The following is a 17,530-nucleotide window of genomic DNA, read 5'->3' on the forward strand; positions in this document are numbered from 1 at the left end:
TTGCGTGTTTCATATTATCTTTATAATGACTTTTTATTTACAAAAAGCCTACGAAGGAGCAAATATGGATTTACAGGAATATGTCAATCAGTTCGATTCGATGACCTGCATCATGTCCGTCGAAAAAAAGCCGAACGGCTACGGCAAGATGCGTATCGAAGTCGGGAACAAGGCATATATCGATTCCTTCGAAAAAAATAGTGGCAATCTTATCGACATGCCGTTTGGCAAAAGGTTTGTCCCAGGTCAGGAATACACTGCGTATATTCCCAAGGACCTGAACTTCGAACATTTTATCTATAGCAGCGCCGTCCTCAAAAAGCCGATGCACGCCTACATTCACCCAGAAAGGTTCGATGTTTGGTTCAATATCTTCAGCCTGCCCCTCGATTTTGAAGACCCGTTCAAGTGCTACTGCACCTACACGCAAGAACTGTCGACCGATATGAACACGGATTCCTTGCAAGGCCTTTCGGCAAAGACAACTGCCGATGTGCTCAAGACCTGCATCAAGCTCCGCAGCACCAAGAACTTCCTCAAGACCATGGACGAGGTGATGGCCGACATCCGTAACATCTGCAAGGCAAATTACTGCTGCATCATGTTGACGGACTTCAAGGCACGCAAATGCTCCTTGCTCAGCGAAAATTCCGCCCCCGAAATCGGCAGGCACACGCTTGCAGACTTTTTGAACGATGAATTTATCGACTACGCCAAGTCCTGGCTAGACATCATCAACGGGAGCACTTGCTTGCTCATCAAGAACGAACAAGACAAGGAAGATATCAAGGCCCGTCACCCGGCTTGGTATAAGTCCTTGCGGTCAGCAAACATTGAAAGGCTTGCGCTGTTCCCGCTCAAGTACAACGATGACATCATCGGATTCATCTGGGCAACCAACTTTGCTCTCGAAGAAACGGACCACATCAAGGAAACGCTCGAACTTTCGACGTACTTTATCGCATCGGAAATAGCCAACTACCAGCTGCTGCAAAAACTCGAAAAGCTGAGTTCTACGGACCTCTTGACCGAAGTCAAGAACCGCAACGCAATGAACAACCGCATTCTCAAGATATTATCCGGCCGCGAAAGAGTTCCAAACAGCTATGGGATTGTCTTTGCCGACTTGAACAACCTCAAATACGTCAACGACAGCGAAGGCCACGGTGCAGGCGACCAGTTGCTAAAAGACGGTGCAGAAATTCTCAAGTCGACTTTCGAAAATTCAGAGATTTACCGCGCCGGTGGCGACGAGTTCCTGATTATCGACATGGAGAACACCAAAGAAACTCTAAGCCACAAAGTTGAGACGCTCCGAAAGAAATCGGACGACCCGAACAAAATCAGTTTTGCCGTCGGATTCTATTACGAAGAAAATGGTGGCGACATCCGAAAAGCCATGCGCGAAGCCGACGCTAACATGTACAACGATAAAAAAGCTTTTTATGAAAGGCACCCTGAGTGCAGGAATCGTTAAATGATGGATTTGCAGAAATTTGTAGATAACTTCCACACGATGACAAGCATCTTGTCGGTCGAAAAACGCGATGATGACAGAATCGGCACCATCCGTATCGAGGCCGCAAATGACCTGTATATCCGCGCCATGGAAAATGTCGACAAAGATGGCAATGTCGTCTTTAAGGAAAAGTTTGTCCCCGGCAGTAGCTACGAACGCTACATGAAGAAGGAACTCAACTTCGAGAACTTCTGCTACGAATGTGCCATCAAAAAGAAACCTGTACACGCCTACATCCGCCCCGAGCGCTACACCTTCAGCATCAACCTGTACATGATGCCACTCGCTATTGACGACCCGAAAAAGGCGTATTGTAGCTACTCCCAGGAAATTACGTTCGAAGAAAATGTCGACGCGATGTCGAACATTTCGGCTAAGACTTCATCCAACGTATTGCGGACTTGTATCAAGTTGTGCAGTACTAAAAACTTGCAAAAGACCATGGACGAAGTCATCGAGGACATCCGCAAAATCTGTGATGCAAGCTATTGCTGCGTGATGCTGACGGACTTCAATGACAACACGTGGTCCGTATTTAGCGATGCCTTAAAGCCGGATTCCGAGATCCGTTCCATTCGTGAACTCAAATCCGAGAACTTTGTCGATTACGCAAGGTCCTGGATAAAGACACTGAACGGAAGCAATTGCCTGATGATCAAGAACAAGGACGACCTCGAAGTCATCCATCTGGAAAACCCGGCATGGTACAATTCGCTTGTAGCCGCTAACGTCCGTAGCCTTGTCCTCTTGCCACTCGAATACAACGGCCTTACTCTAGGCTTTTTCTGGGCCACGAATTTCGACACGTCGAACACGCTCTACATACGTGAAACACTTGAGCTTTCGGCATTCTTTGTCGCCTCGGAAATTGCGAACTACCAGCTTTTGAACCAGCTAGAACTACTCAGCAGCATGGACCTCTTGACGGGCGTCATGAACCGTAATTCCATGAACAATCGCGTGACGCAGTTTTTGAATGGCGAAGTGCAGTACAAGTCGCTCGGTATCATCTTTGCAGACTTGAACGGCCTCAAGCCAGTCAACGACAACAAAGGTCACGACGCTGGCGACAAGCTTTTAAAAGACGCCTCACAGCTTTTAAAATTCACGTTCGACGGTTGCGAATTCTACCGCGCAGGTGGCGACGAATTCTTGATTATCGCACTCGACAAGTCGAAAGAAGAGCTCGAAGCCAAAGTCAAAGCTCTCCGCGAAAAATCGATGATTCCGGGCAAGGTCAGTTTTGCCGTCGGATTCTACTACGATGCAAACGGTGGAGACATCCGCACAGCCATGCACGAAGCCGATGTCCGCATGTACGAAGACAAGAAGCGTTACTATGACCGGTTCCCCGCCAACAGAAAGCGCTTTTTATAAAGTCACAAAACGCTCTTGACATTTGCACTAGGCGGAACTATATTTTTGCACATGAATATCTTTGGACAGAACAACATCGCAATAGCAGATGCAAGATTTGCAGCTAACGCAGCAAAGGCAGCAAGCCCGGCAGCAGCCCGAGCTATTATGGGGCTGTCCAAAGAAACCAAAATCTGTAAAGCTTAACGCAAAAAACTCAGATTAAAAGTTTCAAGGGCAGCCCCGAAAAAGGCAGCCCTATTTTTTATATCCAAACTTTTATACCCAAAACTTTAACCATAAAACAAGGAATCGAAAGTTCTTACCGAATAATACACTGGATCCTTCGCCCTTTACAGGGCTCAGGATGACATTGGAATAAGATTCAAGGCTCTGGATGACGCAGGCATAACATTACAGAATGAATATTATTCTATAATTACGCAGTAAAATGTGAATTTTCGATACCGCTATAGGAGTCAAAAATGCGTAGAAGATTGTTGAGCGAAGGTGCTAAGGAACTTTCTTACGAAATCCGCGAGATCGTGAAGAAGGCGAACCAGCTCAAGGCACTCGGCTTGCCAATCCATTGGGAAAACATCGGCGACCCGATTGAAAAGAAATGCCAGGTTCCCGACTGGATCAAGGACATTGTTGTGGACCTCGTCCGCACAAACCGCAGCTACGGCTACTGCCCCTCCAAGGGCATGCTCGAGACCCGCGAATTCCTGGTGAAGGAGAACAACAAGCTCGGCGGTGCACAGATCAACGTCGATGACATCCTGTTCTTCAACGGCCTCGGTGACGCCATCGCCACCATCTATGGCCTGCTCTCGATGAACACCCGTATCATCGGACCGGCCCCGGCCTACTCTACGCATAGCTCTGCCGAAGCCGCCCATGCTCACACGGCACCGATTACCTACCGTCTGCAGCCGGAAAACCACTGGTACCCGGACCTCGAAGAACTCGAGAACAAGGTGAAGTACAACCCGAGCATCGCGGGCATCTTGATTTTGAACCCGGACAATCCGACCGGCATGGTCTACCCGCTCGAAATCCTCCAGAAGATTGTTGACATTGCCAAGCGCTACGGCCTCTTCATCATCTGCGACGAAATCTATAACAAGATTACGTACAATGGCGCCCATGCTTATGCGCTCGCTGAATACATCGGCGATGTCCCGGGCATTGCGCTCAAGGGCATTTCCAAGGAATACCCGTGGCCGGGTGCTCGTTGCGGCTGGGCAGAATACTACAACCGTGACAAGGACGAACAGTTCGACGCCTTCTGCCGCGCTATCGACAACGCCAAGATGGTCGAAGTTTGCTCCACGACGCTCCCGCAGATGACGATTCCGCGCGTTCTCGGCGACAAGCGTTTTATGGAACACCGCAAGGCCTTGAACGAAAAGATCGGCCGCAGGAGCGCCATCATCAACGAAATCCTCTCCGACATTCCGGAGCTGTATTTCAACCCGACTTACGGCGCATTCTACAACACCATCATCTTCCGCGAAGGGACTCTCAACAATCACCAGACACTGAAGATCGACAATCCGATTATCAAGAAGAAAGTCGAAGAATGGTGCAGCAAGACGACGAATCTCGACTATCGTTTCGTGTACTATCTCTTGGGCGCAAAGGGCATCTGCGTTGTGCCGAGTACAAGCTTCTGCACGGACCTCAAGGGCTTCCGCGTGACGCTCTTGGAAGAAGACGAAGACGAGCTCAGAAGCGTGTTCACCACGATTCACGACGCCATCATCGAATACCTGCATAGTTAGTTGTTGGTCATTAATTATTTATCGACCAATAGTTATAAGTTCAAAGATCCTGACACACAAAGTGCCAGGATTTTTATTTTGTATATTGTACCAAAACAAATAAAAGAAGGAATGTATGATAAAAAAATTAATCACCGGTTTTGCCTTATTGGCAACTTTGTCTCACGCATCATGGGACAACCTTCCCATCCAAGAAAAAGGATCTATCCAAGTTGCAGGTCAAATTAGCTACATGACCATGGATCCAATTTCAGGTCCGATGCTTGCTGTGGGCGCTCGTTTTTCACCGTTTAGCTGGCTTGAACTTTCTACAATTGTTCCTTTTGGATTCTTCAGCATCGACGGCACCCACAAGGGGATTGACGAGTCCAATCTGAGCGGTATCATGAACCCTCAATTCGGTTTGAAATTTCAGCTTTCAACGGGATTCAGCCTCTACGTAGACGGTTACCTGCCAAGCAGTAACGATATGGGACAAGATAATTTCGCTGTTGATTTTGGTCTGCAGCACTCAAACATTTTCACAAGCGTTATATGGGCCAAGTACATTGGCTATATGCTGGGCGACGCCTGGAATAATCAATACCTCCACTTTGGTACGGAAGTCGACGTCTTGTTCAGCAACTTTACTATTTATGCAGCCCTCAACATCATCAAGGGCGAAGAAGCCAGCGTCAGTAACTGTTACGGCGGCACCTGTTCCTCTGACGACGTAGGCGGAAACAACGGTGTTATCTTTGATATAGGTGCAAAGTTCAAGCTTTCTGATAATGTGACTCTGGATGCATCCGTAGAGATTACTGGAGGCGACCGTTACAATATTGAAGGTATCGATGAACCGACCATATTCAACGTCACTGTTTTCTATAACTTCTAATTAGATTTTTTCTCTAAAAAAAAGAACTCCCGGCACATCAGTGTCGGGAGCTCTTTTTTAAGTACAAGTCTTAGATTACATGAACCAGAAGGTCACACCGAGATGGAAACGCATGTTCTTGAAGCCGAAACTTGTAGAAGAGTCTTCATCTTCTTCATCTTCTTCGTCTTCTTCATCGAAGCCATAGTAGCTAGAACCATAGCTGGAGGCGTTGCTAGCAAAGTTTACAGCAGAAGAACCGACCTTATCCATGTCAATCATATTCGTCAAGCCAAATACAGCACGGAAATTGATATCAATCTTATCCGTAATAGAATAGCCAAGACCCGCAATAAGACCAAAGTCCACAGTGCTCTTCATATCACCATCGATATCTTCAGTATCTTCCATACCAAGCGATTCGACTTCTCTCGTTGCGCTAGCACTTACGTTAATACCCAAATAAGCACCGGCATCAATAAAGAAATTCGGGACCGGATTAATACGGGCTACCACAGGAATATCGATGTACAGGAAAGAGAACGTAACTTTCATGCTATAAAACATATCCATCACCTTTTCTGCTTGAGCTCTATTAATTCCACTATATCCACTAAATTGGCTATAAAATTCAATTTGGCTATATAAATCATCTTCATCCATAAACGCACCAAACGTTTTCTTCATCATTTCGCCATAATCCCAAGAAATTCGGCGATAATCAATACCAAGACCAGCCACAACAGAGAACATCGGGTTCACAACATACTTAGCTTCAGCACCGACATTAAAACCAGCGCCCCAGCCAATTTCGAGCAAGTCGGTATTGTCGCCCCAAGCTGTACCAAAACTACCGGCAGCATGAGCACCAAACTTAAAGTTATTCTGTGCAAATACAGCACTCGTCACAACAAGAGCTGCCAAAATGAGCTTTTTAAGCATATATTTTCTCCTTTCTAGAGTTTAAAAACTTACCGTCAATGTAGTTTAAAAAGCGTTTAAAAACAAGTTATTTTTTTCATATGTTAGAATTTTTTTGTTGTAAAGGACCAAAACGTTATAGCAATTCTTATAGACAAAAACTTACAACCAAATTTTTCGTCTTGCGTCCAAAAAAAGAATCCCGCTCTTTTGTGCGGGATTCTCGAGAAACAAACTAGATGTCTTCCGATTTCTTGATGGGGATTGGGAGGAACGGCGGTTCCAGTTCCAAGCAAATCGGGCAATGGTCCGAACCTTTGACATCGCTCAAAATTTCGGAGCTCACCACATTAGGCATGAGCGCTGCATCGACAAAGCCGTAATCCAAACGCCAACCGACATTGCGTTCACGGGCGCCAAAGCGATTTGACCACCAGGAATAGGCATCGCGGGTATCCGGATGCAACGTGCGGAATGTATCGACAAAGCCGTTTTCGACGTACTTGTCCATCCAGGCGCGTTCAATCGGCAAGAAACCGCTCACGTTCTCGTTTTCCTTCGGACGTGCAATATCGATTTCCTTGTGGCAGGTATTGTAATCCCCTACGGTCACCACATGCTTGCCATCGGCCAACCATTGTTTACAGTTTTCAAGGAATGCGTCATAAAAGCGGAGCTTGTAATCCAGGCGATCGTCCCCTTGGCCACCATTCGGGAAGTAAATGCAATTAAGCACCCAATCCGGGAACACCAGCTGGAGCACACGGCCTTCAACATCGAATTCCTCGATATCAAAGCCGTAGTTGACCGCATCCGGTTCAATCTTTGAATACACGGCCACACCACTGTAACCCTTCTTGCGCTTGCAAGCGTTCCAGTAGGTATAATAGCCTTCACGGCTTGCAACTTCAGCGACCTGGCTTTTTTCAGCGCGGACTTCCTGAAGGCAAAGCACATCGGGATCGGTCGCAGTGAACCAATCTTCAAAGCCTTTTTTCAGTACGGAACGAATACCGTTGACGTTCCAGCTGTAGATCTTCATTTTGACCCCAATCTCAATTTTCACGCCAAAGATAGAATATTTTTTCAAACTCCAAAGGGTAGAAAGCTATCATCCCCTCCATAAAGTTAATAAAACTTTACAATTTTGTCTTTATGAGCAAAAAACTACATCGATTTCGTTCATTTTCAAAAAAATTTACGCAATATTGTTTAATAATCTTATATTTGATAGCATGAAGAATAAATTTTTGTTGTCCTCTTGCCTCCTTGCCGTTTCATTCCTGATTGGTTGCGCAGGTTCCTCTGCCCAGAACGGCGAAGAACTCGAAGTTCCGACCGACCTTCCGCCAATTTGCCGCGATATCGACTTTGTCGCGAACCCTGACATGCGCGAAGTCTGCGGAGTCCGCAAGGCAAGCCGTCACAACATCGCTTATAAGAACATTCCTCAACAACGCTACTTGATCAAGCCGTCCGAGACGTCCATCGTCAAGACAAACGACAAGCTCGAGCTCCGCTTCCAGAACTCCCTGCCGATCACGCTTGACGGTCCGATTACTGAGGAACTCGTCTTTAACCAGGAAAAGCGCCTCGAACGTATCAAGAACACTTACGATTATTTTGAAATCACGAATCCTGGTACCGAACGCCTCCGCATTTTCAAGATGGGCATCCCGACCGACCGCGGAAACAAGTACAACTTCTGCTTCCGCATCCCAGAAAGAAAGGGTAACGACAGGACTCGCAGCAGGGCCATGGGCGTAAACATCGAAACCATGTCGTGCACGGAATTCGACAGAATCATTTCGAACCGATAAGAACAAGTTTTTAGCAGCTCTCAAAGAGCTGCTTTTTTTATGATGGAGATTCCCGCTCCATGGCGGGAATGACAGAAAAGTGTCATTTTTTCGATTCTCTTTTTTGCTAAATTATCGGGCGGTAAAAAAGTGAACGAAAACAAGTACATACACAACGCTCTGCGGCAGATTCATGTGGATACGCCCTGTTCTCCCATTTCCGGATTCTCGATTTCCGGACTTGCAACATACATCCAAATTCCAGAGCTCGATTTTTGCATTGACATGGGCGAATGCCCGCTCTCGGCTATTCCCCTGAACCACGTGTTCCTGACGCACGCCCACGGCGACCATGCCCGTTGCCTGATGCGTCACCACAGTTTGCGCAAGATGATGGGCGTGGAACGCGACAGCGTTTATTACATGCCTGAATGCGTGAGCGAAAACGCAAAGGCTTGGATCAAGGCAGAAGCTTTATTCGAAGGTGTTGGCGAAGCGAAATTCCGCTACCCGGAAATTGAACCGGTTGTCGCAGGCGAATTGCAATTTTTGAGATACCGCAAGGACCTCGCGCTCGAAGCGTTCGAAGTCAAGCACTCCATCCCGGCAATGGGCGGCACGCTCTACTTTTACAAGAAGAAACTCAAGGACGAATTCCTCGGAAAGACTCCGACCGAAATTATTGAACTCCGCAAGAACGGGGTCGAAATCACGCGTGAAGTTTACGAGCCGCTCGTAAGCTTTATGGGCGATTGCCTTGGCGAAAGCCTGCTCGACAACAGTCGCGTTTTCCAGTCGAAGGTGCTGATTACAGAATGCACGTTCCTCGACGATGGCGAAGAAGCGATGAGCAAAAAGAAGGGCCACAGCCACTTGAAAGACATCGTGCATGCGCTCAACGAACTTGACGACGAAATCAAGTGCGAAAAAATCATATTGAGTCATTTCTCGATGAAGTATTCAGAAAGGCACATCCGCGAGATGCTTGACAAGGCCATCCCGGAGAAGTTTAAGGAGAGGATTGTAGCGTTTATTTAGACGAGAGAACGGCGCAAGCGCCTACAGACGACAAATGCATAAGGCGAGAGTCGCAGACATGCTTGAATGGATATGACCGAGCCTAGCATTTGGGACATAAGCGAAGCGAATGTACAAAGACAAGAGTGAGCGAAATGCGCAGACAGCGTCATCCTGAGGACCGCAGGGACGAAGGATCCAGTAAAGTTTAATAGGAAACAAACAACATGGCAGAAGAAATCAACAACGAAATTTTAGAAGAAGAAAAGGCTCCGAAGGAAGTCGTGATTCCGGAGTTTTACCGCGACTTGAGTCAGGACCCGCAAATGAAGGCGCTGTGGCATTATGTGTTCCGCACAAATGGCGACCGCAAGCCCATCAAGACTCCGGACGGAAAGCCGCACAAGCTCGACTTCACCTGGAAGGACATGTTCCCGAACGAAAACGGACACATCGAAGTCGAAATCGGAAGTGGCAAGGGCAACTTCATGACGGACTATGCCGAGAAGCATCCGGACTACTTTATCATGGGTAGCGAATGGGACTTCACGTGGGCAGCATTTGCACACGAACGCATGGAAAAGCGCGGTATCGTTGCACAGGGCAATGCCGCCATGTTGCGCGGTGACGTTTTCTACTTCTTGCGCGACGCCGTAAAGGATAACACCGTGGATGCATTCCACATGTACTTCCCGGACCCGTGGCCAAAGGAACGCCACCACAAGAACCGCTTGCTCCGCCCCGACTTTCTCGATGAAGTCGCACGTTGCTTAAAGCCGGGCAAGCGCATTTTCTACTGGGGTACTGACCACAAGGAATACAACGAAATCGCTCTTGAAACATTCGATGCCTATCCGACTTGCAAGGTGCTTGTCCGCAATACGGCAGAACCCACCGAAGGCATCACGACCGGTTTCGAACGCAAGTACAAGAAAGAAGGCAGACCTATTTACAGAAGTATTATTGAGTTTGAGAAGTAGGTATTAGGATTTCAGGTAGCTCAAATTAATCATGTTAAAGCAACTCACAATAAACAGCTTTACACTCATTGCCGAAGCAAGCGTCCCGTTCCATGAAGGTTTTACCGCAATCACGGGTGAAACTGGCGCCGGCAAGTCCGTCTTGATGAAAGCGCTCCGCATGGTCTGCGGAGACAAGTCGCAAGCGTCGATGGTCCGCACAGGCGAAGAAAAGGCGGTCATCGAAGGGACATTCGACATTTCGAACGAACCCGAAGTCAAACAAATTCTTGCAAAGTTAGAACTCGATGACGACGATGAACTCATCATCCGCCGCGAGATTCTTGAAAACGGAAAGGGACGCGCCCGCGTGAACGGTTCTGTCGTCAGTCTCTCGGATTTGCAGGAGCTTGGAGAATCGCTTATCCAGATGCACGGGCAGAGCGAACAGCTGTTATTGCGCGATATTCGCACACATGCAAAGATGCTCGATGAATACGCGGGCAACAACGAATTGCTGATAAACTATTCAAAAAGCTACAACGCCTGGAACAACGTTCTCGCCGAAATTCAAAAGACTGAAGCGCACGCCAAAGATCTGGCGCAGCAAAAGGACTTTTTGAAATTCCAATACGATGAACTTTCCAAGGCGGCACTCCGCGATGGCGAAGAAGAAGAGCTTGAAGAAAAAGTCAACGTTGCAAGCAAGAGCGAAGCGGAACACAATCTGCTGAATGAAATTCAGGGATTGATCGGTTGCGACAACGGCATCTTGGAACAGGTCCAGAACCTTCAGTACAAGTTGCGCAGCCTTGCGCAAAAGATTCCGCATTACGAAGAAGACTTGAATGCCCTCGTCGAAGTCGCGGACCCGTTCGAAGGAATTTGCAAGGACCTGCAGAGGCTCCGCCCGTCAAAGTCCATGAGCCCCGTCGAAATCGACCGAGCCAATTCTCGAATTGCAACGATTCAAAAACTCAAGCGCAAGTACCGCACCGATGTCGCAGGGCTTATCGCGCTCACCGAACAACGTAAGCAGGAACTCGACAGTCTCGAGAATCTCGACGCCGACCTCGATGAGCTCAAACGCAAAGCAGAAGCACACAAAGCAGAGACCTACCGCTTGGCATCAAGTCTCACCGAGAAGCGTAAAGAAGCTGCCCAGCGCTTTGACTCGGCCGTGCAAGAAATCTTGCACAGCCTCGGCATGCCCAAAGCCAAATTCTTTACGAGCATCACGGAGCAGGACCCGACACCAAACGGCGCAGACCGCATCGAATTCTTGCTCGCCCCGAACCCGGGCGAAGGCGAAAAGTCGTTGCAAAAGGCAGTCTCCGGCGGTGAACTCAGCCGTGTGCTGCTAGCCATCAAGAGCGTCATGGCAGAACTCGACAAGGTCCCGCTCCTGATTTTCGACGAAGTGGATTCCGGAATTTCGGGCGAAACGGGCAATAGCATTGGCGAAGCACTGCGCAATTTGGGCAAGCACCACCAGGTGCTCACCATCACCCACTTGCATCAAGTCGCAAGCCGAGCCCAAAATCAGCTCGCCGTGAGCAAGAAAGAGATTGACGGAAGGACATTTACGTCCATTATTGACCTCGACAACAACGGACGTATCGAAGAAATTGCTAGAATGTTAGGTGGAACTTCGGAAACAGTCCGCACCCATGCAAAGCAACTGTTGGAGAATAATTTATGACAGAACCAGAAAATACATCTGATGTTCGTTTACGTTCACGCATTTGGAGTGTGTTACGAGCACTCATATTTATCTGCGTCATAATCTTCATCTGGAAAGACTGGACCACGATGGCATGTTCCTTTGTGGGTATCGCTCTTATCATGGGTTGGGTCAACTTGTTCCAGCTCAAGAGCCAGGAAATTGAAAAACCGTATTACAGACTTTGGCTTAATACCATTGACGGTTTTTTACAGTTCATCGTGATGACTAGTATTTTCGTCCGAGACCTGTTCCAAAACGAAAGTGCCGAAAAAATTCTAGGTGTCGGTTGCGCCGTTTTGCTGGGGCGATTAATCGCGCACACGCTATTCTCGCTCGGAGTTCTCCGCGAAGGCAAGCAACTCCCCCGCAAGCGCCGTTGGAGCAAGCTCGCCAATTTATCCATTACAATTACGATGGGCGTGTACTTGCTGAACTTGGAAAATTTCCAACAAATTATGATGGTGATTTCCATTTTGCTCATCGCCGCCTCCACAGCCGCTTACGCTTACTGGTACTACCGCGACCCAGCACACAGAAAACCGCTTTCGATTGCAAGCCAGCTCACCATGAGCCGCATTGTGCTCACGCCGTTTTTCCTCTGGGTATTTTTCTACGATAACGATCTGGACTACAGCAACAACAATATCGTTTTCAAAGTCTTGGCTCTCGTGATGGTGCTTGGCTTTATGCTCACCGACTTTTTGGATGGCAAGCTTGCCCGCGCGATGGGCGAAGTCAGCACACTCGGCAAGTACCTCGATCCGTTCAGCGACAAGATTTCGAACATGACGATTTTCATGTGCTTCATCGCCACAGGTTATGCGCCTGTGTGGATGGTCGCCCTGATTTACTTCCGCGAATCTAGCGTGGAGACTCTCAGAACTCTCGCCGCAAGCGAAGGCCTTGTAATGCCCGCACGCCGCAGTGGCAAATGGAAAACTGCATTGCAGGGGATTGGCATTGTAGCAATTCTCCTCGGAGCAATTGACCCCATCCGCGAATTGATTCCAGGATTCAACAACATTTGGCAGCAGTTCCCGATTGTGGTGATGGGCGTCATAACCGCCATTACAATCATCAGTGGAATTGATTATTTCTACGCCAGCAAGCACATTTTGAAAAAATTCGTATAGTTGATTTTTTCGTAAAAATCGCAGGAAAAAGCATAAAAAAAACTTATTCTGCGATTTACTCTGTCCCCTAGTCTTGCCAAACCCATTATAATTTTCTATATATGGGACAACCTCGACGCGGGGTGGAGCAGTTGGTAGCTCGTCGGGCTCATAACCCGAAGGTCGCAGCGTTCAAGTCCTGCCCCCGCTACTAAAAAGACTTAGATTAAATCTAAGTCTTTTTTTATATTTGTAGCATGTCTCGCATTTCAGAACAAGAAGCTCTCGATTTATTTTTGAACGCACCGCTCAATGAACTTTGCGCACGCGCCAATGCTGAAAAAGAAACGCGCCACGGCAAGTCCGTTTACTGGGTGAACAACCGCCAAATCAACTACACGAACGTGTGCGTGCTGCACTGCAAATTCTGCGCATTCAGCCGCATCAAGAAAGATAGTCCGACCGCTTACGACTGGAATTACGAAACCATCCGCGACAAGGCCGCCGAAGCCATTAGCAAAGGCGCCCGCGAATTGCACATTGTTGGCGGGCTCCATCCCGACCATCCGTTCGATTACTATATCGAGATGTTGCGCAAGCTCCGCAAGGAATTTCCGTCTGCAAACTTGAAAGCTTTTACCGCCGTTGAAATTTGCCACTTCGCCAAGATTTCTGGCCAGACACCCGAACAGATTATGGCAACGCTCAAGGACGCAGGCCTTGACGCCCTCCCGGGCGGCGGCGCCGAAATTTTAGTACAAAGTGTACGCGACAAGATTTGCCCGGGCAAGGAAACAGGCGAAGAATGGCTCGATGTCCATCGCGCTGCGCACAAGCTCGGCATTCCGACGAATGCGACCATGCTCTTCGGCCATATCGAAAAGATTGAAGACCGCATCGCGCACATGAAGATGCTCCGCGACTTGCAAGACGAGGCTCCGGGATTTTTCGCATTCATCCCGCTCGTGTACCATCCGGAACACAATGCGCTCCACCAGATTGTTCCGAACATCACAAGCGAAGAAGACATATTGCGCACGGTCGCCGTTTCTCGTTTGTTCTTGGACAACTTTCCGCACATCAAGGCCTACTGGATCCAGATGGGCATCGAGACTGCCATGAAGGCACTCCACGCCGGCGCATCGGATTTGGACGGTACGATTATCGAAGAGAAAATTACGCATGCCGCAGGCGCCACGGTTCCCGTGGGCATGAGCCCGGAACGCATGCATGACCTCATCAAAAAAGAAGGCCTCGTTCCGGTGGAACGAGACGCTTTGTACGAAAAATTCTCGTAATTCAAGACTTAACTGGATCCTTCGGGCATTCGCCCTCAGGATGACGAAGTAGCAATGGCGGCGCACCTACGCAATCACGCCGATTTCCTTGAGGTAGCGGCCGAGAGCATCCTGCCATGTGGGGAGTGGCTTGAAACCAGCTTCCACGAGTTTGCTCTTGTCCAAGCGGCTATTGAACGGACGTGCGGCCTTCGAGAGTCCGTATTCCGCCGTCGTCACCGGCAACACCTTAGTCGGGAGCCCAGCCTGCTTGTAGATTTCCTTGGTGAATTCATACCAGCTGATGAATCCGCCTTCGTTCGTGGCGTGATAGTAGCCGTACTTGTCCGTTTCAATCATATCGACGAGGAGGCGGCTCAAGTCGAGCGTGTAAGTCGGTGTACCGATTTGGTCGTAAACAACGCGGACGGTGTCGTGAGTCTCGCCCACCTTGAGCATCGTCTTGATGAAGTTCTTGCCATTGAGGCCGAATACCCAGGCGATACGCACAATGAAATACTTTTCAAGCGTTCCGCTCACGGCAAGTTCGCCCTTGAGCTTGGATTCGCCATAGACGTTGAGCGGTTCGTAATCCTTGCAGTCCGGTTTCCACGGAGAAGTGCCGCGACCATTAAACACGTAGTCCGTGCTGATGTAGACCATCTTTGCATCAATTTCTTTCGCAACGCGGGCGATGTTTTCCGTGCCTTCGGCGTTAATTGCAAAGACCTTCGCCTTCTTGTCATCGTCTTCGGCAAGGTCCACTGCCGTCCAGGCAGCGCAATGCACAATCACATCCGGTTTCACGCTCTTGATCGTTTCTGCAACCGCAGCAGCATTCGTAATATCCATCGGAACATAAGGCATCGTGGTCACAGCGCTTCCATCGGCCACACCGGAATATGTAGGAGCGATATCGCTACCGACACCTTCGTAGCCACGCTTTGCAAGTTCGTTCATCACATCGTGACCCAGCTGGCCACCGACACCAGTTACCAAAACTTTCATAATAAAACCTCTGCAAGTGAATATAGCAATTAGCCACTATTTTCTATCTTTGGGCTCGATGTTTGAAGCGTTAAATTTTCATTTTTCGGCATACGACTGGCTGCTCGTTTTCATGGTCACCGCCCTCGGCACCTTGAGCGCCTACCTGAAGGACCCGCAACTCAAAGCGGTCACAGCGACGATCCCTATTCCCTGCGGTTTTGCCTACATCGCCGTCGGTCTCCCGATGGGCACCGAAAATGCTGTTTCGGGTTTCATGTGCATGTTATACGTACACATCGTTCGCATTCTCCATTACAAAGTAAAAGTTCCTATTGTACCGTCGATTATCGCAGGCCTAGCCTTCTTTGTCGCGCTCGGAACATTTTTGCACGCGCGCATCCCGGAAGGCGAAGCATACTTTATCGGCGCTTGCGTTTTCGACTTTGTTATCGGTGTAATTTTCTTCCAGAAGCAAAAGTACAAAGCCGGCGTGCGCTACAAGACCCCTCTCCCGGTTTACATCAAGGCGCCCGCCATCGCAGGTGTCGTTTCCGGACTCATGTTTATCAAGCGCCTGATGGGCGGTTTTTGTACCAGCTTCCCGATGATGAATTCCATCGTAAGCTACGAGAGCCGCTATTCGCTCGGCGACCAATGCAGACAGCTTCCGCTATTCCTCATTGCAGGGCCGTTCATGTTCATCACCATGCGCTATGTGGAAATCGGTTTCGGGCTCAACCACTGGATTGTGCTCCTCATCGGTTACATCGTTTTTGCACTGATTTACTGGCCGCTCAACAAAGAACTCAAGCGCCGCAACGAAATCAACTACAATTCCGACAAGCCAGCCGAAGCTAAAGCGTAAAAAGCGCATAATTCACGGGTTTTGGAAAAATTTACTTGAAGAAACCCCTCAACATAAATAGATTTAGAGGGATAAAAACAAGGAATTTCACGCAATGCATAAAATTTCTCGCATTTCTTTAGCTTTTACCGGCGCAATTCTTTCTGCCTCGCTCTTGGCAGCCTGCGGCGACGACAGCTCGCCCACCTCATTTGACAACCAGAGCAACGTGGCATCGAGTTCTTCAAACGCGCTGACAGCGCAAAATTCAAGTTCTTCCACGACTTTGCTTCCGGCAAGTTCCGCAGATATCGCAAGCTCTGCTGACGCCGCAAGCTCCAGTTCCGCAATCGTTCAAAATGGAGAGTCCAGCTCTTCTGCAGAAATTCCGCCGTCACAGTCCAGCTCCTCGGCAGAAGCAACACCGCTCGATCCGGGCTGCGTCGAAACACCAGTCGCCACAATTGCCCTTGACACCAACGGACTTGCTGACATCGCCGACGTATTCAAGAGCGTCCGCTGCAACGAAAAGGCAGTGTTCATCATCCGCCACGGAGAACGCGTAGACGGTCAAACCGGTCAAGAAGTCCCTCTCACCTATTATGAAGGTGAACCAGACTCCATCGGCGGAGAGCCCACAGACGGAGTCCGTCAAGCCCTCGCAGTCGGCAAAAAACTCATCAGCGCAGAAGAATTCGTATTTTCACACACCAACTTCGTTCGCACAGAACAGACATGCCAAAACATAGCCCTCGGCCGTGGACAAGCGACATTCCCGCACGACACAACCAGTCTGTATTCCATCAACTGGTTCAAGAAGGATAGCGAACGCTACAAGTTCTACGATGATTCTACAACGAATGTCCGTCTCGTCATTGCAGGCTGGGCATTCGACAACCTCTATGCCGACGCATTCTACGATCTCAAGGAAAAATCCGAAGAAATCGTGAAAAAAGACATCGCCCCGGGCTACGCCTCCATGAACAAGTACCGCGTCATCTGCACTCATGATGACTTTATACTCCCGTTCAGCGTATACGTTTCTAACGGAGCCGTAAACTACAAATACCACGTCACAAGCCACTGGCCGTACTTCCTCACCGGTGTCGCTGTCATTATCGACAACAAGGACCAGATCAGATACGTGCCATTCAGAGGACTTGGCGTCGGCGTGGAATAACAACCATCCGGCTATTTTATAGCTAAAAACGGCTTTTTAGCAAGAATCCCCGAAAATCGACTGATTTCGGGGATTTTTTTGTATTCGAAGCACAATTCTCTGCACGCTCCAAATGTTCTCAAAAAATTTCTCAAATTAAGGTTTATATAATAACCACTTTTTCAAATATTTATATATATTAACTGAT

General features: G+C 48.6%; 16 protein-coding genes and 1 tRNA gene. 14 read left to right on the plus strand and 3 right to left on the minus strand.

The window, feature by feature from the left end:
* The first annotated feature begins 64 nt into the window (after positions 1-64).
* The 5 genes from CRN95_RS02575 (at position 65) to CRN95_RS02590 (ending at position 5,539) form a co-directional block, all read left to right on the plus strand.
* A complete protein-coding gene (locus CRN95_RS02575) occupies positions 65-1,477 on the plus strand; it encodes a GGDEF domain-containing protein (protein WP_088629950.1) in 1,413 nt (470 codons plus the stop codon).
* The gene (locus CRN95_RS02580) at positions 1,478-2,896 is read left to right on the plus strand and encodes a sensor domain-containing diguanylate cyclase (protein ID WP_088629949.1); all 1,419 of its coding nucleotides are present in this window, start codon (positions 1,478-1,480) and stop codon (positions 2,894-2,896) included.
* Positions 2,897-2,947: 51 nt separating this feature from the next.
* Positions 2,948-3,082 carry a hypothetical protein gene (locus CRN95_RS15055; protein ID WP_255405586.1) on the plus strand — a complete coding sequence of 45 codons (135 nt, stop codon included), beginning with the start codon at positions 2,948-2,950 and terminating at the stop codon, positions 3,080-3,082.
* A gap of 278 nt (positions 3,083-3,360) precedes the next feature.
* Positions 3,361-4,662 (plus strand): pyridoxal phosphate-dependent aminotransferase, encoded by a 1,302-nt coding sequence (locus tag CRN95_RS02585; protein ID WP_088629948.1) that lies wholly within the window; start codon positions 3,361-3,363, stop codon positions 4,660-4,662.
* Between the two features lie 238 nt (positions 4,663-4,900).
* A complete protein-coding gene (locus tag CRN95_RS02590) occupies positions 4,901-5,539 on the plus strand; it encodes a hypothetical protein (RefSeq protein ID WP_141099840.1) in 639 nt (212 codons plus the stop codon).
* A gap of 75 nt (positions 5,540-5,614) precedes the next feature.
* Here CRN95_RS02590 and CRN95_RS02595 read toward each other — a convergent pair whose 3' ends face one another.
* Together CRN95_RS02595 and CRN95_RS02600 are read right to left on the minus strand one after the other, a co-directional pair.
* Positions 5,615-6,460 carry a porin family protein gene (locus CRN95_RS02595; RefSeq protein ID WP_088629946.1) on the minus strand — a complete coding sequence of 282 codons (846 nt, stop codon included), beginning with the start codon at positions 6,458-6,460 and terminating at the stop codon, positions 5,615-5,617.
* A 214-nt stretch (positions 6,461-6,674) separates the two neighbouring features.
* A complete protein-coding gene (locus CRN95_RS02600) occupies positions 6,675-7,481 on the minus strand; it encodes an exodeoxyribonuclease III (protein WP_088629996.1) in 807 nt (268 codons plus the stop codon).
* Positions 7,482-7,674: 193 nt separating this feature from the next.
* Between CRN95_RS02600 and CRN95_RS02605 the strand changes: the two genes are divergently transcribed.
* The 7 genes from CRN95_RS02605 to mqnE all read left to right on the plus strand — a co-directional run bounded on the left by CRN95_RS02605 (position 7,675) and on the right by mqnE (position 14,350).
* Positions 7,675-8,259: a hypothetical protein gene (locus CRN95_RS02605; RefSeq protein WP_235002830.1), complete on the plus strand. Its 585-nt coding sequence runs from the start codon at positions 7,675-7,677 to the stop codon at positions 8,257-8,259.
* Between the two features lie 129 nt (positions 8,260-8,388).
* The gene (locus CRN95_RS02610) at positions 8,389-9,276 is read left to right on the plus strand and encodes an MBL fold metallo-hydrolase (protein WP_097020017.1); all 888 of its coding nucleotides are present in this window, start codon (positions 8,389-8,391) and stop codon (positions 9,274-9,276) included.
* Positions 9,277-9,482: 206 nt separating this feature from the next.
* Positions 9,483-10,235: a tRNA (guanosine(46)-N(7))-methyltransferase TrmB gene (locus CRN95_RS02615; protein WP_088629943.1), complete on the plus strand. Its 753-nt coding sequence runs from the start codon at positions 9,483-9,485 to the stop codon at positions 10,233-10,235.
* A 31-nt stretch (positions 10,236-10,266) separates the two neighbouring features.
* Positions 10,267-11,916, plus strand: coding sequence for a DNA repair protein RecN (recN, locus tag CRN95_RS02620; RefSeq protein WP_097020018.1), 1,650 nt, complete (start codon positions 10,267-10,269; stop codon positions 11,914-11,916).
* Positions 11,913-13,073, plus strand: coding sequence for a CDP-diacylglycerol--glycerol-3-phosphate 3-phosphatidyltransferase (gene pgsA / locus CRN95_RS02625; RefSeq protein ID WP_088629941.1), 1,161 nt, complete (start codon positions 11,913-11,915; stop codon positions 13,071-13,073). Before recN ends, pgsA begins: the two co-directional genes overlap by 4 nt.
* Positions 13,074-13,189: 116 nt before the next feature.
* Positions 13,190-13,263 (plus strand) — tRNA-Met (locus CRN95_RS02630).
* A gap of 46 nt (positions 13,264-13,309) precedes the next feature.
* A complete protein-coding gene (gene mqnE, locus CRN95_RS02635) occupies positions 13,310-14,350 on the plus strand; it encodes an aminofutalosine synthase MqnE (RefSeq protein WP_097020019.1) in 1,041 nt (346 codons plus the stop codon).
* Positions 14,351-14,416: 66 nt separating this feature from the next.
* On the opposite strand, the gene rfbD is transcribed toward mqnE, so the two are convergent.
* Positions 14,417-15,337, minus strand: a complete 921-nt coding sequence (gene rfbD / locus CRN95_RS02640; RefSeq protein WP_097020020.1) for a dTDP-4-dehydrorhamnose reductase — start codon at positions 15,335-15,337, stop codon at positions 14,417-14,419.
* Positions 15,338-15,395: 58 nt separating this feature from the next.
* Here rfbD and CRN95_RS02645 point away from each other — a divergent pair, with 58 nt between their 5' ends.
* Both CRN95_RS02645 and CRN95_RS02650 read left to right on the plus strand, forming a co-directional pair.
* Positions 15,396-16,184, plus strand: coding sequence for a hypothetical protein (locus CRN95_RS02645; protein ID WP_088629938.1), 789 nt, complete (start codon positions 15,396-15,398; stop codon positions 16,182-16,184).
* A gap of 94 nt (positions 16,185-16,278) precedes the next feature.
* On the plus strand, positions 16,279-17,343 hold the full coding sequence (locus CRN95_RS02650; protein WP_097020021.1) for a histidine phosphatase family protein: 1,065 nt from the start codon (positions 16,279-16,281) through the stop codon (positions 17,341-17,343).
* The last annotated feature ends 187 nt before the right edge of the window (positions 17,344-17,530 follow it).

The organism is Fibrobacter sp. UWB16, from assembly GCF_900215325.1.
GTDB lineage: Bacteria > Fibrobacterota > Fibrobacteria > Fibrobacterales > Fibrobacteraceae > Fibrobacter.